Genomic DNA, 25,140 nt, shown 5'->3' on the forward strand with positions numbered 1-25,140 from the left:
AGCGAAAATACCGAAAGGCGCATAGTGAACAAGCGGTTAAATTTGCAAATTTTGCGAGAAATTGGACCGCTTGTTTAGTGTTTTTTGTGTATTCCGTAGTAGAAAATCCATTCATACTAACAAAAAGAGGCAATTCCTATGGGTAAAAGTGTTGCTATTCTCGGCACTCAGTGGGGCGATGAAGGGAAAGGTAAAATCGTAGATTTATTAACAGACCGTGTAAAATACGTGGTTCGTTATCAAGGTGGTCACAACGCAGGCCATACCTTAATTATCAATGGTGAAAAAACTGTTCTTCGTCTTATTCCAAGCGGTATTTTACGTGATAATGTAACTTGCTTAATCGGTAACGGTGTAGTGCTTTCTCCTGAAGCACTAATGAAAGAAATGGGTGAATTAGAAGCACGTGGTATTAACGTTCGTGAGCGTTTAAAAATTTCAGAAGCTTGCCCATTAATTCTTCCTTACCATGTTGCAATAGATCACGCGCGTGAAGCGGCATTAGGCAAAAATAAAATCGGTACAACCGGTCGTGGTATCGGTCCGGCATACGAAGATAAAGTTGCTCGTCGTGGTTTACGTGTAAGCGATTTATTTGATAAAGAAGCCTTTGCTGAAAAATTAAAAGATATTTTAGATTACTATAACTTCCAATTAGTACATTACTATAAAGTTGAGCCGGTAGATTTCCAAAAAACTTTAGACGATGTATTTGCGGTAGCTGATGTGATTAAAGGTATGGTTGCAGATGTAACAACTTTACTTCACGAAGCACGTAAAGAAGGCGTGAATATCTTATTCGAAGGTGCGCAAGGCACAATGTTAGATATCGACCACGGTACATATCCGTTTGTAACCAGTTCAAATACTACTGCAGGTGGTGTTGCAACCGGTTCAGGTTTTGGTCCTCGTAATCTTGACTACGTGTTAGGTATCATCAAAGCATACTGTACTCGTGTTGGTAGTGGCCCATTCACCACTGAATTATTTGATGAAGTTGGTGCGGAAATCGCACGTAAAGGTAATGAATTCGGTGCGGTAACTGGTCGTCCACGCCGTTGTGGTTGGTTTGATGTGGTAGCAGTGCGCCGTGCAGTACAAATTAACTCGATTTCAGGCTTCTGTATGACAAAATTAGACGTATTAGACGGCTTTGAAGAGTTAAAAATCTGTACTGCATACAAAATGCCAAACGGAGAGATCGTAGAATATGCACCGATGGCAGCGAAAGATTGGGAAGGTGTTGAGCCGATTTACGAAACCATGCCGGGCTGGTCTGAAAACACCTTCCGTGTAACTAAACGTGAAGAATTACCACAAGCAGCGTTAGATTATATCAAACGTATTGAAGAGCTTGTTGGTGTGCCGGTTGATATTCTGTCAACTGGTCCGGATCGTGTTGAAACAATGATCTTACGTGACCCATTTGCGGCGTAATTTCGTTTAAATTTTAAGTCGTTTTCTTACCACGGAAAACACGGAGTTCACGGAATTTTCTGTGCATTCTGTGCTTTCCGTGGTAATTGTTTTTTGATACTTGTCTGAGAAGCAGTTAAATTTGCAAATTTTTAGCGAAATTTAACCGCTTGTTTGGGCAATTTTTTTCTGTAGTGAAACCGAAAAATGAAATTTATTATTAAACTTTTCCCTGAAATTATGATTAAAAGCGATTCGGTTCGTAAACGCTTTATCAAAATTCTGACTTCAAATATCCGTAATGTGTTATTGCGTGAAACTGAAAATGTGGCGGTGATTCGTAACTGGGATTTTATTGAAGTGCGTGCCAAAGTGGTGGAAGAAGCACCGATGGTGTTGGAGTTACTGAAACGTACACCGGGTATTCACCACATTTTAGAAGTGGAAGAAATGCCGTTTACTACGATGCACGATATCTTTGAAAATACATTGGCAAAAGTACGGGATGAGTTAGAAGGCAAAACGTTCTGCGTGCGTGTACGCCGTAAAGGTAAGCACGAATTCCGTTCGTTAGATGTAGAAAAATATGTCGGCGGCGGTTTAAATCAACATATTGAATCGGCTCGTGTGAAATTAACCAAGCCGGATGTAACCGTGCGTATTGATATTGATGGCGATAAAATGTTGCTGATCAATGCTCGTCATGAAGGTTTAGGCGGTTATCCGATCGGTACGCAAGAAGATGTATTATCGCTTATTTCCGGCGGCTTCGATTCAGGCGTATCAAGTTATATGCTGATTCGCCGTGGCTCGCGTGTACATTACTGCTTCTTTAATTTAGGCGGTGCGGCGCACGAAATCGGTGTAAAACAAATGGCGTACCATATTTGGAGCCGTTACAGCACTTCACACAAAGTCCGTTTTGTGGCGATTAATTTTGAAAATGTAGTCGGCGAAATTTTAGAGAAAGTCGATAATGGTCAAATGGGCGTGGTGTTAAAACGTATGATGGTGCGTGCTGCAAGTAAAATTGCCGAGCGTTTCGATATTCAAGCGATCGTGACCGGCGAAGCGTTAGGTCAGGTTTCCAGCCAAACCTTAACCAACTTACGTTTAATAGACAAAGCGTCTGACACATTGGTATTACGTCCGTTGATCACGCACGATAAAGAGCAAATTATCGCCATGGCAAAAGAAATTGGTACCGATGATATTGCTAAATCTATGCCGGAATTTTGTGGCGTTATCTCGAAAAATCCGACCGTGAAAGCAATTGAAAGCAAAATTGTGGAAGAGGAAGGGCATTTCAATTTTGAAGTGTTGGAACAAGCAGTTGCAAACGCACAATTCCTTGATATTCGTGAGATTGCTCAACAAACGGAACAAGAGGTTGTGTTGGTTGAAACTACTTCTGAATTAACGGAAAACGATATTATTTTAGATATTCGTAGCTCGGAAGAAACCGATGAAGCTCCGTTTAGTTTGGATGGCGTAGAAGTAAAATTAATGCCGTTCTATAAACTTTCAAGCCAGTTCGCTTCGTTGGATCAATCGAAAAACTACTTACTTTATTGCCAACGTGGAGTAATGAGCAAATTACAAGCGCTTTATCTCAAAGAGAATGGCTTTAGTAATGTAAAAGTGTTCCGACACTAATTATTTTAGCAACTTTAAAAGCGGTCATTTTTTGCAAAAAATTTGTAAAATTTGACCGCTTTTTTTATCAGCTATATTTTCCAATTTGGCAAAACTCATTTAATTTCTCGTTGCTTTTTCATCAAGAATAAATCCATAAAATAGTTCTCAACAAAGCAATCATATATGGAGAACTAAAATGAATCCTAAATACAGCCCATTATTTACCCCTTACACACTCAACAATGGCGTAGAAATCAAAAATCGCCTAACTGTTGCCCCTTTAACCATTTACGATTCTGGCGAAGACGGCGAGATGACAGAAGCTGGTCGCTGTTTTTGGCAGAACCGTTTTGAAGGTTTTGGCTTGTACATTATGCCGTTTACTAACGTTCACCCAAGTGGTATTGGCTTTGAAAGCCCAAATGCTTTTGATGAACGCCACTTACCTACCTTGCGTGAATATGCGGAAATAGCCCACGCACAAGGAGCAAAAGCGGTGGTACAGATTGCCCATTCTGGCAGTCGTGCCGAACGTTCGATGACCCAAGGACACGATGTGCTCGCCCCAACCGGCGATCTGTACGGACGTTTTCCTCGATGACAGAGCAGGAAGTGTGGGAAATGGTGGACAGTTTCGCCTATGCCGCAGAATTAGTGATGAAAGCAGGCTTTGACGGTGTTGAAATCCACGGTGCAAATGGCTGGCTCATTCAACAATTTATGTCGGCGGCAACCAATCTACGCACGGATTACTGGGGCGGAAATTTGGAAAAACGAATGCGTTTTCCGCTCGCGATTGTGGATAAAATTGATGAAATGCGTAAAAAATATAACCGCCCTGATTTCATCATTGGCTACCGTTTCTCGCCTGAAGAACCTGGTGAAGACGGCATTATGATGAAAGAAACGCTCGCATTAGTGGACGCATTGTTGGAAAAACCGTTGCAATATCTGCACATTTCATTGTGGGATTTCTACAAAAAAGTTCGCCGTGGGGCGGATACCAACCTTACCCGAGTGCAAGTGGTACACGACCGTATCAACGGACGAATGCCGTTCTTTGCCTCGGGCAATCTCTACACCGCAGATGATATGCTTAACGCCTACCAAACAGGCTGGGTGGAAAGTGTTTCAATCGGTAAAAGCATTATGCTCAACCCGAATCTCGTGGAACTGATCCAGACTGGACGAGAAGCAGAAATTGAAAGTACCTTCGACTGGGAAAAAGCGGATTACTACCGCTACACCCCAGCAATGCTACAAGGCACAATGGCTGGCACGGATTTCTTCCCACCGTCAAAACAAAATGGGGTGAGATATAGGACTAATTATTTTTAAATGAATGCTGTCGCTGATCTTATCGGTATAGAATGTGCCCTATTGCGTGATTCAAATTGGGTGCTAAAATGTGTTATCTATTTAAATAGGGGAACATTTGATGAAGAATTTTAGAGACTATACTGCAGATGAACGTAGAAATTATATAACTTTATCTAGTGGTGAATATTATCCTGACATCTTAGTTGATGCTTGTAATCTATATACTCCTGTACTTGAAACCTTTTCTCGATTATTAAAAACCTCAGAAAGTTCAAAAGCATTATTATTAAATATATCTAATACTCAAAATCAATGGATGCGTATTCAACTTTGCAGAGTGTTTAGAAAATATGTATCTCCCGAAACTCCTGTAGAGATGCTTAAAAAGAAAAATCAGGCTAGTAAAATTTGTAATGATTTTGGTGATGGATTTAGACCAATTCCACTAGTGCAAAAGAAATTTGATTCAAGACCTTTACCTGATGAGGCATTATGTGCCGTTCTTTGGGAATATAAAGATCGAGGAAAAAAAGGATATGATTTAACAGATAAATTTTTTGATTTAATCCAAATAAAGTTTCCTGATTTGTTAATTTGGGGGCCTCGCGGAGCAGGTAGTGATGTCCAAGCTATAGATCTTTGGAATGATTATCCAAATAATAGTAGACCGCTTGATTTTGTTATTTCTTCACAAGATAAAAAAATTATTTATGCTGTTGGGTTAGCTAGATATGATGGTGACCGTGGCGGAGCTCAAGAAGATGACAGAACTGGGGGATATAAAAATTGCTCAGATGAAATTTTAGAATATATAAAATCTAACAATTTGAAAACAAAAATTATTTTTTTAAATGATGGACCGGGATTATTATTAGGCTCAATGTGGGAAGATTATTCTAAAATAGAGGAAAGACATCCTAATAATGTTAAAGTAATTACTCTCCGAATGCTAGATGATAGATTGTCGGAATCTTGGTTGAAAGGGGAAGATTAATAATGGCTGTAGGAATACCATCTAATAAAAAAATAAACGTAAAAAACAACCAATTACTATTATATATAATGGGAAAAAAGAAGAATCTGAAATTCTTAATTTTGATTATAAAGAATTTCATGTGATAGATGATAATGATGTCAATAATCAAAATAAACTATTCTTTGGTGATAACTTAGATAGTATGCAATATCTATTAAATAATGGATACAGTGGCAAAATTAATCTTATTTATATTGACCCACCATATGCAACATCACACAACTTTAAAAATAAAGACCAGCAACATGCGTATAGTGACACATTAGAAGGTGCTGAATTTGTTGAGTTTTTAAGAGAAAGATTAATTTTGATGAGGGAATTATTAGCTTCTAATGGATCTATTTATCTTCATTTAGATAGCAATATGGCCTTTACTATGAAGTTAATAATGGATGAAATTTTTGGTGAAAAGAATTGTAGAGCTTTTATTACAAGGAAAAAATGCAGTACCAAAAATTATACAAGAAATACTTTTGGTAATATTTCAGATTATATAATGTTCTATACGAAATCTGACAAATATACTTGGCATAGACCATTTGAGCCTTGGGAATTGGAAAAAATGATAGAACAATACCCGTATATTGATAAGCAAGGTAGACGTTATAAGAAAGTACCTATTCATGCTCCCGGAGAAAGAAATGGAGCTACGGGACAGGCTTGGCGTGGTAAGCTTCCACCAAAAGGAAAACATTGGCAATATACGCCAGATAAGTTGGATGAATTGGATTCAGCTGGAGAAATTTACTGGAGTTCTACAGGAAACCCAAGAAGAATGGTTTTCTGTAACCCTGATCAAGGTATTCCTATTCAGGATATTTGGCTTAATTATAGAGATTCCATTAATCAAGCACAGAAGACAACAGGTTATCCAACAGAAAAAAATTTTGATATGTTAAAGCTTATTATTGCATCGTCATCAAATCCAAATGATTTAGTTATGGATTGTTTTTCTGGTAGCGGAACTACATTAGGAGCAGCATTTGAATTAAATAGAAATTGGATAGGAATGGATAACAGCTTAGAAAGTATCAAAGCTATATTCAAACGTTTCAGAAATGGGTTAGATGCATATGGGGATTATGTAAATCCACAAAAAACTAATCAACAGCATCTAAATTTACTTGAATCATGCGAATTTTCAGTTTTATCTAATATAGAAAACTACCCTGTAGTTAAAGATGTCTTAAAAATGAATGGATTTTAGTTACTATTGCCTGAAGTGTTTTTCAGGCAATAGTTTTATCCTCCTAACAAAAACGCCCAAACTAATCTGGAGACAACTTGAATATAAAATTTTTCATTCTGCCTATGTAGCACAAAATAAATTTCCTTTGTACCAATAGAGTTTGAGTTGTTGGAGATAATTTGGACGGTTAATCATAGTAAAATCTTTTTGGTTATACTCTAAATTACTGCAAATTTTACTATTTTATTTTGGTTATAACCATAAAAAGTTTTGATTGTTTGGTTTTTCAGACGGTATTTTTTGCTCATATATTTTCCAAATAAGAAAAACTCATTTAACTTTCCATTGCTTTTTCATCAAAAATAAATCCCTATAATTAACCGCACTTTAATGATTTTAGGGAGCAAAAAATGAAAAAACTCAACATCGCTACTCAATCAGGTACGGTATTGCACGGTGTACTGTTCCCAGCAGAAACTAAAGCGAAAACTATCGTTATTGCGATTACAGGTATTCACGGTAACTTTTATTCCAATCCGTTTTATTACAACATTGGGGAAACCTTGAGCAAGGCAGGGGTGGATTTTCTTTATGCACAAACTCGCAATGCGTTCGGCAAAATGCAAGAAGTGAATGCCTTAACCAATGAGCCTGAAATCATCGGTTCGTTTAATGAAGATTTTGTAAAAACCATTGAAGATTTGACCGCTTATCTTGATTTTGCCGAACAGCAAGGCTATAAAAATATCGTGCTGGCAGGGCATTCATTGGGAGCGAATAAAGTCATCTATTATTTGAGTGAAACGCAAGATCCACGAGTGAGCAAATTTCTGTTACTCAGCCCCGCTAATGTTACCCATTTAACTAATTTTGTTGGCGAGCCTGAGCGTGCCTACATTCGCCAAATGGTCGAAAAGGGTCAAGGGCAAAAATTGCTACCTTTTGAGCTATTTGGCTGGTTGCCTGCCACGGCGGATACCGCCTATCAATAGCTGTATAGCCCGTTGCTGAATAATGTCCACGTGGAAACAGATGGCGATTTTTCTCAAGTGGAAAACATTTCCCATTCGGGAGCTTTGTTAATCGGTACGCTTGACCGTTTTACTTATGGTGATCCAAGTGGTTTTTTACGCAATATCAATGCTCACTTCACGAATAGCCAAGCAAACGAGCTGATTTTTATCGAAAACACAGGGCATACTTATCAGCAAAAAGAGCAAGAACTGGCGGATAAAATCCGTGATCTGCTGACAACTTGGGGGATTTAATGACATTTCTATTTTTAAAGACGAATGTAACGATTTCGCTAGAACAAGAAGCTAAGCTAAAAACCGCTTTCGGCAAGGCGATTGCGTTAGTACCAAATAAATCGGAGGCGGTGTTGATGATGGAATTGCAAGACAACGCCCGAATGTGGCTTCGTGGCGGTCAGCCACCAATGGCGTTTATCAAGTTGAGCTTGTTTGCCAACCCACAGCATTTGGGCTATCAAGATTGACGGCTATGCTCACTCAACAAGTAGCAGAAATTTTGCCGATTCCGCCCGAAAATGTGTATCTCCAATTTGACGACATTCAGGCGTGGGGCGTGAATGGGTTTTATCTTGAGTAACAAAATATGCTGAAAATAACTGTCTTTACCGATCCGATGATGGGGCTTTCCTACGAAAGCGAGCCGTTCTTACGCCAGTTAGAAACCTATTTTCCCCATCAACTTCAATTTGCCTATGTAATGGGCGGTTTGGTGCGAAATGTCGCTGACTGGCTACTGCCGAATGGAACCCTAGCCGAATATAACGCCCGCCTTGCTCGCATTTACGAGGCGGAACAGGCGATTTCAGGCTTGCCGATTTCAATGCCGAATCTCAATTTATTTACCGCTGAACGCCCTTCGTCCCTGCCGTTAAATTTAGCATATAAAGCGGTACAGTTGGCGGATAGTTGCAAAGCAGACGCTTTTTTATACCGCTTGCGATACGCCACCATTGTGGAAGTTCGCCCAACCAATGATTTAAACGAGATTTTAGAGGTTGTGCGAGCGGTTGGCATTGATGAAGCGCTGTTTTTACGCCATTTTCAAGACGGTTCAGTCCAAGCACAATTAGAACATGATTTTGCGTTGAAAGATCGCTTAGGTGTGCGTGGCTTACCTGCCTATCTGTTTGAATTTGAAGGGAAAAAGCTATTGGCAAATGGCGTGCTGAATTTCGCTCAATTTACACAAATTATCCGCCAAATTTCAGACGGCAAATTGCAACCCCAAGCCCCAAAATTTACCCCAAAAACGCTCTCGGCATTACTCGCTAAGCACCCTGTGATTTCGCTGATTGAGTTGCAATATGCTTTCAATGTTAGTGAAGTAGAAGTGCGGTCAGTTTTGGCGGACTTTGAAAAGCGTGGGGAAATGGAATAGTTGAATGGGTGGTTTTTACAGGCATCATTTGTATAGGGGATAAAAAGTTGTATCAGTTTATAAATTTTTAGATAATGCCTAAACACTAAATCCATTATTTTAAGGAGTTGTTATGTCCCAATTGGATCTTAATGCCCTAATTACCCGTTTAGAAACGGCAATTAACACCGCAGATGAAAAGTTATTAAATGAATTAGTCGATGAAACCGCCCCTTTTTACACGCCCGTTTCGCCTGATCCTATTTATGGCGCAACTGGCTTTTTGGCGGTAGTGAATTTAATGCGTGCGAGTTTTCCAGATGTGCAATGGAAAAAGGAAGAAACGATTGTTCAAGATCACAAAAGTGCGGTGCGTTGGACTTGTAGCGGCACCCATCAGCACGAATTTATGGGCATTCCCGCCACGGGTAAACACTTTTCGATTAGAGTAATGAATTTTTATACATTTAATCCCCAAGGAAAAATCATTAGCGACATTGCAGCAGAAGGAATGATTGGCATTGTGCGTGCAATTGGGTTGTTATCATAAAGTGCAAAATATTTACATATAAGCGGTCATAATTTGTAATTTTTTTGCAAAAGAGAACACAAAATGGACAGAGTCCAAACCTTGCAAGTTTTTACCCACGTGGTGGAAACAGGTAGTTTTTCTAAAGCGGCAGATCAGCTAAATCTGCACGTTTCCGCAGTTTCCAAAGCGGTGAAGTATTTGGAAAATCAGCTTGGTTTACGCCTGCTTAACCGCACGACTCGTAGCCTAAAATTAACAGCAGAAGGCGAAGCCTTTTATGAAAAAGCGCAATTTTTATTAGCCGAGTTAGAGGAAACATTTCAGGATTTATCAGGCGTGAGCCAGCAAGCAAAAGGCAAATTACGTATTGAAATGCCGACTGTTGTCGCCCCTTTTGTGATTGCTAAATTGCCCGATTTTCAACGCTTGTATCCGGAAATCCAGCTGGTGATCACGGTAAGCGATCAGTTTGAGTAACTTAGTTAATGACGGTTTAGATTGCACCATTCGCTTAGGCGAGCTGGCTGATGCCAGCTATATCGCTTGCCGTTTAGCCAATGTAGCAATGCAAACTTGCGCATCGCCAAACTATCTTGCTCTACATGGCATGCCTGAAACTTTGGCAGATTTAGCACAGCATCACGTTGTACATTATGTTTCAGGCCAGCAGGGGAAAATTATGCCGTGGAAATTTCTTGGGCAGTCAGAGGAAGTAGAACAATTCAAAAACACCCACGCTACACAAGTAAATGACTCAAACGCTCTATTATTTACCGCACTTTCAGGGCTTGGCATTGTGCAAATGCCTGATCTGTTACTTCGCCCTTACTTAGCTCGTGGTGAGCTTGTACCGATTTTGACAGAGGTGCAAACTCCAACTCGCCCACTTTGGATTATTTACCCTCAACGCCAATTTATTCCAAAGCGTTTAGCGGTGTTTATTGAGTGGCTCATGGCATTAGAATGGAATGAATAATCAGTCGCTCAAACTAATAATTGAGCAGATCATTGCTTTACTTTTTAGCTGAGGCATTTGGTTTAGAAATAGAAAAGAAAAAAGTGCGACACCGCGCACCTTATGAAGATTAAGCAAACGCTTGTAATTCTGGGTTGATTGGGGTTTCAGCGATATTGTTCACGTAGTTACATAATGTCGCTAAGCTCACGCCTAAAATCACATCAATCGCATTTTGTTGGTTATAACCGGCAGCAAAGAATTCATTAAGTTGTGCTTCGGTTAATTTTGCTTTTTGTAGCATTACCGCAAGTGTGAAACGTGCTAACGTATCTAATTTCGGATCTGAAATACGTGCGGTTGCTCGAATTTGATCAACGATTTCTTTTGGTGCGTTTAACGCTTTTAAAGAAATTTTAGTATGACCGGCAACACAGAATCCGCAACCGTTAACTGCTGCTGCCGTAATTTGTACCACTTCACGCTCAAGCGGTGTTAAGCTGTTACGACCATTAATACCACCTACCGTACGATAAGTTTCTAATGCAGTTGGAGCATTAGCTAATACGCCGATTAAATTTGGAATAAAACCGTTGGCTTGTTGGACTGCTTTTAATGCTTCTTGTGCTGCTTCCGGTGCGGTTTCAATCGTATGAATTTGAAATTTTGACATATTATAAGTTCCTTATAGGGAGTAATCTATTTTGTTGAATGATAAAGGTTAAACTCCCTTAAACGCAAAGATTTTTTAACATTTTATGCATATAAATACCTATTTTATATAACAAAAACTTCTATAACGAATGAGAGAAAGGATTGACGATAATGAAAAATAAACATATTTACCTTGCATCAAATAGCCCGCGCCGCTGGGAATTGTTACAAAATTTAGGCTTAGATTTGCTTCGTTTATCGAGTGAAATTGATGAATCGCCGCAAGCAGATGAAAAAGCGGATGAGTATTGCCTACGGATTGCCAAGTAGAAAAACCAAGCGGCACAAGCGGTTAGAATTGCGGAAAATCTTGCAGAACACCCGATACTTACTGCGGATACAACGGTTTCAATTGACGGCAAAATTCTCGGTAAACCGAAAGATGAACAAGACGCTTTTGCGATACTAAAAATGTTATCGGGCAGAACGCACCAAGTATTTACCGCTGTTTACATTAGTTATCAAGGTAAAGAAGTGGAATGTTTACATACCAGTGAGGTGAGTTTTAGAAGATTAATCGATGCTGAAATTCACCCTTATATTGCGACTGGTGAGCCGATGGATAAAGCCGGTGCTTACGGTATTCAGCAGTTTGGTGGGGTATTTGTCGAGAGATTGTCGGGGAGTTTTACCGGTGTGATGGGGTTACCGGTGTTTGAAACTGCCGAATTATTGAAGCAATTTGATTTGCAAATTTTTTAAAAAATTAGACCGCTTGTAACCTTGAACAGAGCCAACAAGCGGTCTTTTTTCGAATTAAATTGCTAATTCAAATGCGTAGAAAGCAACTAATGCAATCGCAATGATTACCGTACCTACGTTGAGTTTTTTGAATTCGCCCGAAATGATACGACCGATCACTAATGCGGCAAAACCAAGCATAATACCGGTGACGATATTAGCAGTTAATACAATAAATACCGCACAAACTAAGCCTGACATTGCGCCGACGAAATCATCGAAATCCAGTTTTGAAACGTTACTTAACATTAATAAGCCGACGTACATTAATGCTGGCGCTGTTGCATAACCCGGTACTAAGAACGCAAGCGGTTGGAAAAATAACATTAATAAGAAACCGATACCGACAACTACTGCCGTTAAACCGGTTTTACCGCCTACCGCCGTACCTGCTGCTGATTCAATATAAACCGCTGCCGGTGCTGTACCGAATAAACCGGAAAGTACAGAGCCTAATGAGTCTGAAGTTAGCGCCTTATCACCGTTAATAATCTGACCGTCTTTATCTAATAAATTCGCTTGTCCCGCTACCGCACGAATTGTACCGGTTGCGTCAAAAATCGCCGTCATCACTAACGCAAATACGACAGGTAAAATCGCAGTATTTAACGCACCCATTACATCAAGATTTAAGAATTGAGAATTTTCTCCAAAGCTAGGCATTTTGAAGAAATCGGCATATTTTACTTTCGGGTCAAACACTAAACCGATGATTGTGATCACAATGATCACCCATAAAATGCTGCCTTTAACTTTTAAACGCTCTAAACCGATAATTGCGGCTAAGCCAAGTAAAGCCATAATTACCGGGAATGAGGTGAAATCGCCCATTTTTACCGGTAAACCTGCTTGATTGCCAACCACTAAGCCCACGCCATTCGCTGCGATTAGTAGTAAAAATAAACCGATACCGATACCTGCACCGTGTGCAATGCTTGCCGGCAGGTTACGTAAAATCCACGCGCGGATGCCGGTCACTGAAATGAGAGTGAATAATACCCCCATTAGGAAAATTGCACCGAGTGCAATCGGAATCGAGATTCCTTGACCAAGCACTAAGCTGAATGCGGTAAATGCGGTTAAAGAAATCGCACAGCCAATCGCCATTGGCGCATTTGCCCATAAGCCGATTAAAATTGAGCCTAAGCCTGATACTAAACAGGTTGCGATAAATACCGATTCAGCCGGAAAACCTGCTTGGCTTAACATTCCCGGTACGACAATTACCGAATATACCATCGCTAAGAATGTGGTTAAGCCCGCAATAATTTCTTGGCGAGTATTGGTGCCACGTTCTTCAAACTTAAACAAAGACATAAAATGAAAACCTCAAATAACTAGAATAAAAATTTTAAGGGGCGAATTTTACATAAGTCGGACTCAATAAGCAAACGGTTAGGCAAACGTTTGCTTAAGATCCGCTAAATAAGCGGTCTGATTTTCTTAAAAATTTGCAAATTCCTCTTAAAAAGAGAGGACTTCACGAAAGATTCCATGAAGTCCGTGTATTCTGAGGTCACAAGTTGCAAAATTTTTGGGAAATTTGACCGCTTGTAAAGAGCTTAATTAGTGAGCTGAAGCGAGTTGTTCTAGATCTTTATCAATGTAATATAACGCTTTGCCGTCTTCGCCTAACAGTTTGAATTTATTTAAAATTGAATTAAATAAGAATTCTTCTTCGTGTTGTTCGGCAACATACCATTGTAAGAAGTTAAACGATGAGTAATCTTTTGCTTCAAAAGTCACTTCCACTAATTTGTTGATTGAATCCGTTACGTGTTTTTCGTGTTCTAATACGATTTTAAATAAAGATTTTAACGAATCGTATTCGGCTTGCGGCGCTTCAATCGCATAAATTTCTGCTAATGAACCGGTTTCATTTAAATAAGTGAATAAGCGGCGCATATGTTCCATTTCTTCGGTTGCGTGCGCTTTTAAGAATTTTGCCGCACCAGGGAAACCGTTGTTATCCGCCCATGCCGACATTTGCAAATAAACATTTGAAGAATAAAATTCTAAATTTAATTGGTCGTTTAATTGTTTAATAATTGCAGGTGATAACATTATGCAGCTCCTTGTTCGTGATCTAAAGTTTCTAAGTCTTTATCGATGAAGTAAAGTGATTTATTGCCTTCGCCTGCCACTGCAAATTTGTCTAAAATTTCACCGAATAATTTTTCTTCTTCATGTTGTTCTGCAACATACCATTGTAAGAAGTTGAAGGTAGAATAATCTTTTGCAGCGAATGTCACTTCAACTAATTCATTGATTTTTGCAGTAACGTGTTTTTCATGCGCAAGCACTTCATCAAATAACTCTTTTAGTGAAGCATATTCTTTACGAGGCGCTTCAATTTTACCGAGTAACGGTAAGCCGCCAGTTTCACTTACATAGTTAAATAATTTTTGCATATGTTCTAATTCTTCATCTGCATGATGAAGTAAGAAGTTTGCCGCACCGGCAAAACCGTTTTTTGAGCACCATGCTGACATTTGTAAATAGACGTTCGAAGAGTAGAACTCTAAGTTAATTTGTTCATTGAGTTTATCAATGATTTTTTGTTGTAACATTTTTTACCTCTAATCCAATATTAAAAATTTGTTAAATAATGAGAGCTAATTTCATTACGAAATCCAGATACGACAAAGGGGCGGAAAAATTTCCACCCCTTTGAATAATTGCGTTAATTATACACGATAATTTGCTAAGAAACTATCCCTCTTAGTAATTAGTAATCAACAAATGCTTGTTGGTCTGCACCTTCTTTTTCTACAACCGGTTTTACCATGTGTTCACGATTTAAACCAAGTTGTAATGCGACACCAATCGCAATATAAATTGATGAGTAAGTACCGAAGCCGATACCAATCAATAATGCGAGTGAGAAGCTATGAATCGTTGGGCCCCCGAACCAATATAATGAAGCAACTACGAATAACGTTGTTACTGAGGTCATTAAGGTTCTTGAAAGCGTTTGACTTAATGAAATATCAATCACTTCTTGTGAACTTACACGACGAATTTTACTAAAGTTTTCACGTACACGGTCAAACACTACGATAGAGTCATTCAATGAATAACCTACTACGGAAAGAATTGCTGCCACGAAGGTTAGGTCAATCTCGATCTGTAAGAATGAGAAAATACCGATAGTTACCAATACGTCGTGGAATAACGCTAGAATACCGCCGATCGCTAAACGAATTTCGAAACGAGTACCAACGTAAAGCAATAACATACCGAGCGTTGCAAGCGTTGCCCAAATTGCACCTTGAGTAAGTTCTTCACCCACATTAGGTCCTACGAATTCAACACTTTTAATCGTTGCCGAAGGGTCTAAATCTTGATGTACAAGATCCATAATCTTGTTACCTAAAGACATATCCCCCGCAGATGCCGGTAAGCGAATCATCAGCTCTTTTTGGCTGCCGGTGGTTTGCACTAACGCATTACCATAACCGTTTTGTTCCAATAAACCGCGTACTTTGCCTAAATCGGCAGGTTGTGAGAAGGTGGTTTCGATTACCGTACCACCGGTAAAATCTAAACCCCAGTTAAACCCTTTGGTGACGATAGAGAAAATACATAATGCGGTGACGACTAATGAAAAGACGAAACCGACATAACGATATTTCATAAATGGAACAAGTTTGTACGGCAGTTTAATTTCCGACGCATCTTTTTCTGTTTGCATAGTTGCCATTTATTCCACCTTAAATCCAAAGTTTTTTCACACGTTTATTGCCGCCGTACACCCAGTTAACAAGCATACGAGTACCAGTAATTGCGGTGAACATTGAAATCATTACCCCAAGTGCAAGGGTAATTGCGAAGCCTTTTACTGGGCCTGTACCCACTGCATATAACACTAAAGAGGTTAAAATCGTGGTTAAGTTTGAGTCGAAAATCGAAGTGAAGGCTCCATTGTAACCTTCGTGAATTGCTTGTTGAACTGAACGCCCGTTGCGCAATTCTTCTTTAATACGCTCGTAAATTAACACGTTAGCATCCACTGACATACCTACCGCAAGTACGATACCGGCGATCCCCGGCATGGTGAGTGTTGCGCCAATTAATGACATTAAGCCGATGGTTAATACCATATTTACAGTAAGCGCCGCTGCGGCAAAAAGCCCGAACACTTTATAGTAAATTAAACAGAATGCGATGGTTAAGATTAAGCCATACATACCGGCTTCCATCCCTTTTGCAACGTTATCCGCACCTAATGAAGCACCGATAGTACGTTCCTCTACGATGACAATCGGCGCTATTAACGCACCTGAACGTAAAAGAACCGCAAGGTTTTGTGCTTCTGCCGGTGAGTTAATACCGGTAATTTGGAATTGGCTGCCAAGACGTGAATTAATGGTTGCCACATTAATCACTTCTTCGTGTTTTTCTAAGATTACTTTACCTTTTGCATCTTTACGACCAGAGTCTTTAAACTCGCTGTAAAGGGTCGCCATCGGTTTGCCTACTGCACTTTTGGTAATTTCCGCCATCATATGACCGCCTTCCGCATCAAGGTTAATGCTTACTTGCGGTAAACCGCGTTCATCTTTACCTGATGTCGCATCGATAATATGTTCACCGCCTAAAGACGGTTTACGGCGTAATACAACAGCGCCGCCATCACGGCTGAATTTTAATTCTGAGTCGGCAGGTACAATACCTCGAGCAGCAGATTCAGGGCTTGCCTTGGCATTCACTAAGCGAAACTCAAGCGTTGCAGTTGCACCAAGAAGTTCTTTAGCACGAGCAGTATCTTGTACACCCGGCAATTCAACTACGATACGGTCTGCACCTTGACGTTGAATAGTTGGCTCAGAAACACCTAGTTCTTCCACACGTTTACGTAAGATCGATAAGTTTTGTTCGATTGCTGTATCGCGAGAAGCAGATAAGCCTTCTGCGGAAGGTGCAAATGATACGGTAGTCGTATCAATAAATGAGGCTTCGAGCGAAGTATGCTGACGGCGTACAAAACGAGCTGCTTTTTCAGCCGTATCCGCATCGGCAAATTCAATTACAGTTGCAAAATTTTCGCCTTTTTTAACCGCTTTATACTGTAATTTTTCTTTACGTAATTCACTGCGTAAGCTGTCTTGTAAACTCTCTTGTTGTTTTGTTAACGCCGTATTCATATCCACTTCCATTAGGAAGCGCACACCGCCACGTAGGTCTAAGCCTCGTTTCATTGGGCTACCGCCGATATCGGTTAACCAACTTGGTGTTGCCGGCGCAAGGTTTAGTGCAACAGAGAATTTGTCACCTAAGACATCAGAAATTTTTTCTTTGGCAGGTAATTGTTGTTCATCATTTTCAAGTCGAACTAAAATCGAGCCGTTCTCAAGAACGGCTGATTTCGGTGTGATATTCATTGATGACAATGTTCCCTGAACTTGAGCGAGCGTTTCGCTCGTGGCTTCTTGACCTCGCGTACCTGAAATTTGTACTGAGGGATCTTCGCCGTATAAATTTGGAAGAGCGTATAAACCACCGATGAGTATCACGATGATAACCATCAGGTTCTTCCATAATGGGAAACGATTTAACACAATAAATCCCCTAAGATAGGAAAATTAAGAAAGGGCTTTCATTTGACCTTTTGGTAATACCGCAACAACATAGTTACGAGAAATCACCACTTCAGTTGTATCGTTTAATGCGATAACGATGTTTTCGTTTTCCGCACTTACTTTAGTGATACGACCGATTAAGCCGCCGTTTGTTAATACTTCATCACCTTTTGCAAGGTTAGAAAGTAAATCACGTTGTTGTTTTTGGCGTTTCGCTTGTGGGCGATAAATCATAAAGTAAAAAATAAGACCGAATACCGCTAAAATTACGATCATTTCTAATCCGCCGCCTTGTTGCATAAAAGCTCCTTAAATCAATAGGTTAGTGTTTAAAAGATAAATTTCCCACATAAATGGGAAATTTGGTGGTTAAAATAGCATATAATCAAGTATTTAACGAGAGGAAAATGTTAGTGCCAAGATTTTCTTTTTACAGTAAGATTCGAATATTGCGTTAAATTTCATAAAATTCAACTCACAAAGGAAAAATAATGAAAAATTCTTTTAAATTGGCCGTACTTTCTTCACTTTTATTTGCGAATGTCGCTTTTGCGCATAATGTACAACTCAATGCGGCATTACCGAGCGTTACGGTTATGAAAGATGGCGAATTAACGTTGAATGGTAACAAAGTAAGTTATAAAAACTGGCAGTCATCAAACTTAAACGGTAAAGTGCGAGTGGTTCATCACTTTGCCGGCAGAAGCAGCGTAAAAGATAAAAATAAAGTTCTGATTGAAGCAATTAAATCGGCAGGTTTTGATCGTACTAAATATCAAACTGTCACCATTGTGAATGCGGATGATGCGATTGTTGGCACTGGTGTGTTTGTAAAAAATAGCGTTGAAGACGGTAAAATTGAAAATTCGCACAGCCAAGTGGTATTAGACCAAAACGGTAGTGTAAAAAATGCGTGGGGTTTAAAAGCGAAAGAAAGTTTTATCGCAGTATTAGATAAAACGGGTAAAGTACAATTTGTTTCGGAAGGTAAATTATCTCCAACACAAATTAAGCAAGTGATTGATTTAGTTAAACAATTAACTACCAAATAAAAAACTAAGGGCGTTATGGAACGCCCTTTTTTGTTGCAGAAAATTATGGAAATTTGACCGCTTATTTGGCGGTTAAGAACGCAATATAATTGCAGCTTACATCATTGTTTAACCAAAATTTTTCAGTTAGAGGATTAAAATGATAACCTTTCATTTCTTGGCAGTGAAGTTCTGCTTGATCGCACCAATTCAATAATTCTGCCGGTTTGATAAATTTTTCAAATTCATGCGTACCTTTCGGCAATATTTTTAGGACATATTCTGCCCCAATAATGACTAGCATATAAGCCTTAAACGTGCGGTTAATTGTGGAGAAAAACAGTACGCCGTTCGGTTTAAGCAATGCTTTACAACTCTGAATAATAGAAAGCGGATCAGGCACGTGTTCCAACATTTCCATACAAGTAATCACATCGAATTTCTCGGCATGACAAGCGGTCTGATTTTGCACAAAATCTTCAATTGTAGCTTGTTGGTAATCAATGGTTAAGCCGCTTTCTTCGGCGTGTTTACGTGCAATTTCAAGCGGTTCGGTCGTCATATCAATACCGGTAACATTGGCACCAGCTCTTGCCATCGCTTCACTTAAAATGCCACCTCCACAGCCGACATCCAGCACCTTTTTGCCAAATAAACCGTTTGATTTTTGTTGAATATAGTCTAAGCGTAACGGATTGAGCAGATGAATCGGTTTAAAACTACCGTTCGGATCCCACCAAGTGGCTGCCATTTTTTCAAATTTATCAAGTTCTTGTTGGTCAATATTACGCATTACGGCCTCTGGAAAGATGAATAGAAAAGTCAAATTGCAAAATAAATAGCAAATTTGACCGCTTCCTTACATTTTCAACTTTCAATTTTCAACTTTCAACTGTTTTTTATGCTATAATCGCTCGAATTTTTCGCCCTCTACTTTCCAAGTAGTTTGGGGCAATCTTTTTTATAAACGTGATTAGGAAATTTCAATGAGCGAATTAGCCAAAGATATTACCCCCGTCAGTATCGAAGACGAGTTAAAAACGTCTTATCTCGACTATGCGATGTCTGTTATTGTCGGACGTGCGCTACCCGATGTGCGTGATGGTTTAAAACCGGTACACCGCCGCGTGTTATTCTCAATGGATCAAAACAGCAATACGTTTAACCGCTCGCACGTAAAATCTGCACGTGTGGTGGGTGACGTAATCGGTAAATACCATCCGCACGGTGATTCTGCTGTGTATGACACCATTGTACGTATGGCACAGCCGTTCTCACTTCGTTATATGTTGGTTGACGGTCAAGGTAACTTTGGTTCGATTGACGGCGATGCGCCGGCGGCGATGCGTTATACCGAAGTGCGTATGCAAAAAATTACGCAGGAATTATTAACGGACTTAGATAAAGAAACCGTGGATTACTCGCCGAACTATGACGGTAAAGAGATGATTCCGGACGTGTTACCGACCAAAATCCCTGCGTTATTAGTAAACGGTTCATCCGGTATTGCGGTTGGTATGGCGACCAATATTCCACCGCACAACTTAAATGAAGTGTTGGACGGTTGTTTAGCCTATATTGAAAACGAAGAAATTTCGATTGAAGAATTAATGCGTTTTATCCCAGGACCGGATTTCCCGACAGGGGCGATTATTAACGGTCGTAAAGGGATCGAAGAAGCATATCGTACCGGTCGTGGTAAAGTTTACGTGCGTGCTAAAGCAAGCGTAGAAACCACGGAAAAAGGTCGTGAGCAAATTATTGTTACTGAGCTTCCATATCAAGTAAACAAAGCGAAACTGATCGAGAAAATTGCCGAGTTAGTGAAAGACAAGAAAATCGAAGGCATTAGCGGTATTCAAGATCACTCGGACAAAAAAGGTATCTCAATCGTTATTGAAGTAAAACGTGATGCAGTGGGCGAAGTGGTCTTAAATCACCTTTACTCATTAACTCAAATGCAAGTAACGTTTGGTATCAATATGGTTGCGCTTGATCACGGTCAGCCGAAAGTATTGAACCTAAAACAAATTATCGAAGCATTCGTGAAACACCGCCGTGAAGTGGTGACACGCCGTACCATTTTTGAGTTACGCAAAGCGCGTGAGCGTGCGCATATCTTAGAAGGTTTGGCGATTGCGTTAGCCAATATCGATCCTGTTATCGAATTAATCCGTAACTCAAAAACAGCGGATGAAGCGCGTGAAGGTTTATTAGCGCGTGCGTGGGCATTGGGTAATGTTGCACCAATGTTAGAAGCTGCCGGCGTAGATGCATCACGTCCGGAAGATTTACCGGAAAACTTAGGCGTACGTGACGGTCAATACTATCTTTCTGAAGCACAAGCTCGAGCGATTTTAGAATTACGTTTACACCGTTTAACCGGTTTAGAGCATGAAAAAATCGTTGATGAATATAGAGCATTGCTCACTGAAATCGGCGAATTATTACATATTCTAAGCAGCGCAGAACGCTTAATGGAAGTGATTCGTGAAGAATTAGAAAAAGTGAAAGCAGAATTCGGTGACGAACGTCGTACCGAAATTACAGCGGCTTCGGGCGATATCAATATGGAAGATTTAATTGCTCAAGAAGACGTGGTAGTCACACTTTCTCACGCAGGTTATGTGAAATACCAACCGCTTTCAGATTACGAAGCACAACGTCGTGGCGGTAAAGGTAAATCTGCGACTAAGATGAAAGAAGACGATTTCATCGAGAAATTATTAGTGGTGAATACCCACGATACGATTTTATGTTTCTCAAGCCGTGGTCGTTTATATCAATTAAAAGTGTATCAATTACCGCAAGCAAGTCGTGGTGCACGTGGCACACCAATCGTAAACATTCTGCCGTTAGTGAAAGAAGAAAACGAGCGTATCACTGCGATTTTACCGATTCCGAACGGTGAGTTTAGTGCGGATAAATTTATCTTTATGGCAACCGCAAGCGGTGTAGTGAAGAAAGTAAGTTTAGATGCGTTCAGCAACGTGCGTTCAAGTGGTCTAATTGCATTAAAACTTCGCGAAGGCGATGAGTTAATCGGCGTTGATATTACCGATGGCGAGAGCGAGATTATGTTGTTCTCGGCGCAAGGTCGAGTGGTACGTTTCGCAGAAAAAGCGGTGCGTGCAATGGGACGTACCGCAACAGGTGTTCGAGGCATTAAACTTGCTACGACAGAAATTTCAAGTGAAGAAATTGAAGATGCGGAAATCGTAGAAATTGAAAACGAAGAAGCGGATGAGTCTTCAGTAAGTCTTGATACCGACCGTGTGGTTTCACTTGTGATTCCTCGTACGGAAGGCGATATTCTAACGGTAACGCAAAACGGTTTCGGTAAACGTACCGTGATTGGTGAATATCCGGTTAAATCTCGTGCAACTAAAGGTGTAGTTTCTATCAAAGTGAACGAGCGTAACGGTAAAGTGGTTGCGGCGGTTCAAGTTGAAAAAGCGGATCAAATTATGTTGATTACCGATGCCGGAACGCTAGTGCGTACCCGAGTAGCAGAAGTCAGCCTCGTTGGTCGTAACACCCAAGGCGTCCGCATTATCCGCACCGCAGATGATGAAAGCGTAGTAAGCGTAGAACGAGTCTGTGAACATGATGAAGACGAAAACAGCGAAGCGTTAGACAACGTAGAAAGCACAGAAACTTCAACAGAAGCCTAAACAAAGGGCGTAAGACCCTAAACAAGCAGTCGGATTTTGGTAAAATTCTGCAAAAATCCGACCGCTTTTGATTATCAGAAGAGAAAGGAAAATAACATGACAGCAATTCAACAAAGAGCAGAACTTCAACGCCGTATTTGGCAAATTGCTAATGATGTTCGAGGCTCGGTCGATGGCTGGGATTTCAAACAATATGTGCTTGGCACACTTTTTTACCGTTTTATTAGCGAAAATTTTGCCAATTACATTGAAGCGGGCGATGAAAGCGTGAATTACGCTAAATTGCCTGATGAAATCATCACACCTGAAATCAAAACGGATGCCATAAAAACCAAAGGGTATTTTATTTATCCAAGTCAGCTATTCAAAAACGTAGTGGCGACTGCGAACACCAATCCAAACCTTAATTCTGAACTTAAACAAATTTTTAGCGATATTGAAAACTCCGCTACTGGCTATCCTTCCGAACAGGACATCAAAGGCTTATTTGCTGATTTTGATACCACCAGCAACCGTCTGGGCAATACCGTTGCCGATAAAAACAGCCGTCTAGCCGCTGTATTAAAAGGCGTTGCCGAGTTAGATTTTGGTGACTTTGAAGATAATCATATTGATTTATTCGGTGATGCTTACGAGTTTTTAATTTCCAACTATGCTGCTAATGCTGGTAAATCAGGTGGCGAGTTCTTTACACCACAATGCGTTTCCAAGCTAATTGCTCGACTGGCTTTATACGGACAAGACAAGGTCAATAAAATTTATGACCCTGCTGCTGGTTCGGGTTCTTTATTATTGCAAGCGAAAAAACAATTTGATGAACATATCATTGAAGAAGGATTCTTCGGGCAGGAAATTAATCACACCACTTATAACCTTGCCCGTATGAATATGTTTTTGCATAACATCAACTACGACAAGTTTGATATCGCCCTTGGCAACACCTTAATGAATCCGCAATTTGGCGATGATAAACCTTTCGATGCCATCGTTTCTAACCCGCCTTACTCCGTGAAATGGGTTGGCTCCGACGATCCCACATTGATTAACGATGAACGCTTCGCCCCTGCTGGCGTACTTGCACCAAAATCCAAAGCGGATTTTGCCTTTATTTTACACGCATTAAGCTATCTTTCAGGCAAAGGCAGGGCGGCGATTGTCTCCTTCCCTGGCATTTTTTATCGCGGCGGTGCGGAACAAAAAATTCGTCAATATTTGGTGGATAATAACTATGTGGAAACCGTGATTGCACTTGCACCAAATTTGTTTTTTGGCACCAGTATCGCAGTGAATATTCTAGTGCTTTCCAAACATAAACCTAATACCCAAACCCAATTTATCGACGCCAGCGGTTTATTTAAATCCGCCACCAATAACAACATTTTGGAAGAGGAACATATTGAGCAAATTCTCAAACTGTTTGCCGATAAAGAAGATGTACCGCATTTGGCAAAATTAGTTCCCATTGAAGAAATCGCCCAAAATGACTACAACCTTGCGGTGAGTTCATATGTGGAACAAAAAGATACTCGTGAAGTAATTAATATTGATGAACTCAATGCTCAAATTCGCAAAACTGTAGCCAATATCGACCGCTTGCGTGCCGAGATTGACAAGATTGTGGCAGAGATTGAGGGATAAAATGTAGGGTGGGCTTTAGCCCACCAATTTACGATAACACATGGTGGGCTAAAGCCCACCCTACGAGGAACAATAAAAAATACAATGAAAAATAACCGCACTTTTTTAGAAAAATTATTAGATGGAGCTGAAGTTGAGTGGAAGCCTTTAGATGAAGTTGCTAACATTGCTAATAATGTAAGAAAACCTGTTAAATCATCCTTACGAATATCAGGAAACATTCCATATTATGGTGCAAATAATATCCAAGATTATGTCGAAGGATATACTCACGAGGGCGAATTTGTATTAATTGCTGAAGATGGTTCTGCTAGTCTAGAAAATTACTCTATTCAATGGGCTGTAGGTAAATTTTGGGCAAATAACCACGTCCATGTAGTGAATGGCAAAGAAAAATTAAATAATCGTTTTTTATACCATTATTTAACTAATATGAATTTCATTCCATTCTTAGCTGGAAAGGAACTTGCAAAATTAACAAAAGCTAAACTGCAACAAATTCCAATCCCCATCCCCCCACTCTCCGTCCAAACCGAAATCGTAAAAATTTTGGACGCATTGACAGCACTTACCAGCGAGCTTACCAGCGAGCTTATACTACGCCAGAAGCAGTATGAATACTATAGGGAGAAATTGTTAAGTGAAGAAGAGCTTGGGAAGGTTGGGTTTGAGTGGAGGAATTTGGGAGAAATTTGTAAAAAAGTATCATCTGGAGGAACTCCTTTATCTACTAAGGATGAATACTATAATGGCAACATCCCTTGGTTAAGAACTCAAGAAGTTCAATTTAATGAAATATGGGATACAGAAGTAAAAATCACTCAAGACGGATTAAATAATTCATCAGCTAAATGGATTCCTGAAAATTGTGTAATAGTTGCTATCTCTGGAGCAACTGCAGGTCGCTCAGCAATTAACAAAATAGCTTTAACAACCAATCAGCACTGCTGTAATTTACAAATAGCTCATGAATATGCAAATTATCGATACGTTTTTCATTGGGTCTGTAAAGAGTACGAAAAACTAAAATCCTTAGGACAAGGTGCTCGTGCTGATTTAAATTCAGGAATTATCAAAAACTATCCCATAGCACTACCTCCACTCAAAGAACAACACCGTATCGTTTCAATCCTCGATAAATTTGAAACCTTAACTAATTCCATCACCGAAGGATTACCTTTAGCGATTGAACAAAGCCAAAAGCGGTATGAATATTACAGAGAATTGTTATTGAATTTCTCGTAACCCGTAAGGTGGGCTTCAGCCCACCAATTAATCATAAC

24 protein-coding genes and 2 pseudogenes are annotated in these 25,140 nt (G+C 39.9%); 18 read left to right on the top strand and 8 right to left on the bottom strand.

What is annotated here, in order from left to right; all coding sequences use genetic code 11:
• Positions 1–138: 138 nt before the first annotated feature.
• The 13 genes and pseudogenes from purA (at position 139) to HMPREF0027_RS03670 (ending at position 10,498) form a co-directional block, all read left to right on the top strand.
• The gene (gene purA, locus HMPREF0027_RS03610) at positions 139–1,437 is read left to right on the top strand and encodes an adenylosuccinate synthase (protein WP_005622339.1); all 1,299 of its coding nucleotides are present in this window, start codon (positions 139–141) and stop codon (positions 1,435–1,437) included.
• Positions 1,438–1,623: 186 nt separating this feature from the next.
• Positions 1,624–3,072 (top strand): tRNA uracil 4-sulfurtransferase ThiI, encoded by a 1,449-nt coding sequence (gene thiI / locus HMPREF0027_RS03615; RefSeq protein WP_005622340.1) that lies wholly within the window; start codon positions 1,624–1,626, stop codon positions 3,070–3,072.
• 178 nt (positions 3,073–3,250) lie between these two features.
• Positions 3,251–4,392 (top strand): annotated as a pseudogene (locus tag HMPREF0027_RS13095) (NADH-dependent flavin oxidoreductase).
• A 100-nt stretch (positions 4,393–4,492) separates the two neighbouring features.
• Complete coding sequence (locus tag HMPREF0027_RS03625; protein WP_005622344.1) at positions 4,493–5,368, top strand: hypothetical protein; 876 nt, start codon at positions 4,493–4,495, stop codon at positions 5,366–5,368.
• A gap of 121 nt (positions 5,369–5,489) precedes the next feature.
• A complete protein-coding gene (locus HMPREF0027_RS03630; RefSeq protein ID WP_005622346.1) occupies positions 5,490–6,617 on the top strand; it encodes a site-specific DNA-methyltransferase in 1,128 nt (375 codons plus the stop codon).
• A gap of 392 nt (positions 6,618–7,009) precedes the next feature.
• On the top strand, positions 7,010–7,591 hold the full coding sequence (locus HMPREF0027_RS12215) for an alpha/beta hydrolase (protein ID WP_005622347.1): 582 nt from the start codon (positions 7,010–7,012) through the stop codon (positions 7,589–7,591).
• A gap of 12 nt (positions 7,592–7,603) precedes the next feature.
• Positions 7,604–7,867 carry a hypothetical protein gene (locus HMPREF0027_RS12445; RefSeq protein WP_005622348.1) on the top strand — a complete coding sequence of 88 codons (264 nt, stop codon included), beginning with the start codon at positions 7,604–7,606 and terminating at the stop codon, positions 7,865–7,867.
• On the top strand, positions 7,867–8,097 hold the full coding sequence (locus HMPREF0027_RS03645; RefSeq protein ID WP_005622349.1) for a tautomerase family protein: 231 nt from the start codon (positions 7,867–7,869) through the stop codon (positions 8,095–8,097). Before HMPREF0027_RS12445 ends, HMPREF0027_RS03645 begins: the two co-directional genes overlap by 1 nt.
• Positions 8,098–8,102: 5 nt before the next feature.
• On the top strand, positions 8,103–8,210 hold the full coding sequence (locus tag HMPREF0027_RS13100; protein WP_420834417.1) for a tautomerase family protein: 108 nt from the start codon (positions 8,103–8,105) through the stop codon (positions 8,208–8,210).
• A gap of 6 nt (positions 8,211–8,216) precedes the next feature.
• Positions 8,217–9,011: a DsbA family protein gene (locus tag HMPREF0027_RS11610; protein WP_005622350.1), complete on the top strand. Its 795-nt coding sequence runs from the start codon at positions 8,217–8,219 to the stop codon at positions 9,009–9,011.
• Positions 9,012–9,123: 112 nt separating this feature from the next.
• Positions 9,124–9,540, top strand: coding sequence for an ester cyclase (locus HMPREF0027_RS03660; RefSeq protein ID WP_005622351.1), 417 nt, complete (start codon positions 9,124–9,126; stop codon positions 9,538–9,540).
• Between the two features lie 63 nt (positions 9,541–9,603).
• Entirely contained in the window at positions 9,604–9,999 is a 396-nt protein-coding gene (locus HMPREF0027_RS03665; protein ID WP_005622352.1) for a LysR family transcriptional regulator, read from the top strand.
• Positions 9,992–10,498 (top strand): LysR substrate-binding domain-containing protein, encoded by a 507-nt coding sequence (locus tag HMPREF0027_RS03670; protein WP_005622353.1) that lies wholly within the window; start codon positions 9,992–9,994, stop codon positions 10,496–10,498. The genes HMPREF0027_RS03665 and HMPREF0027_RS03670 overlap by 8 nt, the downstream gene beginning before the upstream one ends.
• Before the next feature lie 109 nt (positions 10,499–10,607).
• On the opposite strand, the gene HMPREF0027_RS03675 is transcribed toward HMPREF0027_RS03670, so the two are convergent.
• Entirely contained in the window at positions 10,608–11,150 is a 543-nt protein-coding gene (locus tag HMPREF0027_RS03675; RefSeq protein WP_005622354.1) for a carboxymuconolactone decarboxylase family protein, read from the bottom strand.
• A gap of 152 nt (positions 11,151–11,302) precedes the next feature.
• Between HMPREF0027_RS03675 and HMPREF0027_RS03680 the strand changes: the two are divergent.
• A pseudogene (locus HMPREF0027_RS03680) lies at positions 11,303–11,893 on the top strand (Maf family protein).
• A 54-nt stretch (positions 11,894–11,947) separates the two neighbouring features.
• Here HMPREF0027_RS03680 and HMPREF0027_RS03685 read toward each other — a convergent pair.
• From HMPREF0027_RS03685 to yajC, 6 genes are all read right to left on the bottom strand, one after another.
• Positions 11,948–13,249 carry an NCS2 family permease gene (locus HMPREF0027_RS03685; RefSeq protein WP_005622357.1) on the bottom strand — a complete coding sequence of 434 codons (1,302 nt, stop codon included), beginning with the start codon at positions 13,247–13,249 and terminating at the stop codon, positions 11,948–11,950.
• 249 nt (positions 13,250–13,498) lie between these two features.
• A complete protein-coding gene (ftnA, locus tag HMPREF0027_RS03690; protein WP_005622358.1) occupies positions 13,499–13,996 on the bottom strand; it encodes a non-heme ferritin in 498 nt (165 codons plus the stop codon).
• The gene (gene ftnA, locus HMPREF0027_RS03695; protein WP_005622359.1) at positions 13,996–14,502 is read right to left on the bottom strand and encodes a non-heme ferritin; all 507 of its coding nucleotides are present in this window, start codon (positions 14,500–14,502) and stop codon (positions 13,996–13,998) included. The genes ftnA (HMPREF0027_RS03690) and ftnA (HMPREF0027_RS03695) overlap by 1 nt, the downstream gene beginning before the upstream one ends.
• A gap of 158 nt (positions 14,503–14,660) precedes the next feature.
• Positions 14,661–15,635 carry a protein translocase subunit SecF gene (secF, locus tag HMPREF0027_RS03700; protein ID WP_005622360.1) on the bottom strand — a complete coding sequence of 325 codons (975 nt, stop codon included), beginning with the start codon at positions 15,633–15,635 and terminating at the stop codon, positions 14,661–14,663.
• 10 nt (positions 15,636–15,645) lie between these two features.
• The gene (secD, locus tag HMPREF0027_RS03705; protein WP_081456953.1) at positions 15,646–17,493 is read right to left on the bottom strand and encodes a protein translocase subunit SecD; all 1,848 of its coding nucleotides are present in this window, start codon (positions 17,491–17,493) and stop codon (positions 15,646–15,648) included.
• Between the two features lie 24 nt (positions 17,494–17,517).
• The gene (gene yajC, locus HMPREF0027_RS03710; RefSeq protein WP_005597904.1) at positions 17,518–17,814 is read right to left on the bottom strand and encodes a preprotein translocase subunit YajC; all 297 of its coding nucleotides are present in this window, start codon (positions 17,812–17,814) and stop codon (positions 17,518–17,520) included.
• 191 nt (positions 17,815–18,005) lie between these two features.
• Here yajC and HMPREF0027_RS03715 point away from each other — a divergent pair, with 191 nt between their 5' ends.
• Positions 18,006–18,566, top strand: a complete 561-nt coding sequence (locus HMPREF0027_RS03715) for a YtfJ family protein (protein ID WP_005622362.1) — start codon at positions 18,006–18,008, stop codon at positions 18,564–18,566.
• 61 nt (positions 18,567–18,627) lie between these two features.
• On the opposite strand, the gene ubiG is transcribed toward HMPREF0027_RS03715, so the two are convergent.
• Positions 18,628–19,338, bottom strand: a complete 711-nt coding sequence (gene ubiG, locus HMPREF0027_RS03720; RefSeq protein WP_005622363.1) for a bifunctional 2-polyprenyl-6-hydroxyphenol methylase/3-demethylubiquinol 3-O-methyltransferase UbiG — start codon at positions 19,336–19,338, stop codon at positions 18,628–18,630.
• 193 nt (positions 19,339–19,531) lie between these two features.
• Here ubiG and gyrA point away from each other — a divergent pair, with 193 nt between their 5' ends.
• From gyrA to HMPREF0027_RS03735, 3 genes are all read left to right on the top strand, one after another.
• The gene (gene gyrA, locus HMPREF0027_RS03725; RefSeq protein ID WP_005622366.1) at positions 19,532–22,219 is read left to right on the top strand and encodes a DNA topoisomerase (ATP-hydrolyzing) subunit A; all 2,688 of its coding nucleotides are present in this window, start codon (positions 19,532–19,534) and stop codon (positions 22,217–22,219) included.
• Between the two features lie 96 nt (positions 22,220–22,315).
• Complete coding sequence (locus HMPREF0027_RS03730; RefSeq protein WP_044024257.1) at positions 22,316–23,857, top strand: type I restriction-modification system subunit M; 1,542 nt, start codon at positions 22,316–22,318, stop codon at positions 23,855–23,857.
• A gap of 84 nt (positions 23,858–23,941) precedes the next feature.
• Positions 23,942–25,102: a restriction endonuclease subunit S gene (locus tag HMPREF0027_RS03735; RefSeq protein ID WP_005622368.1), complete on the top strand. Its 1,161-nt coding sequence runs from the start codon at positions 23,942–23,944 to the stop codon at positions 25,100–25,102.
• Positions 25,103–25,140 lie beyond the last annotated feature (38 nt).

Origin of the sequence: Actinobacillus ureae ATCC 25976, from assembly GCF_000188255.1 — a bacterium.
Lineage (GTDB): Bacteria > Pseudomonadota > Gammaproteobacteria > Enterobacterales > Pasteurellaceae > Actinobacillus > Actinobacillus ureae.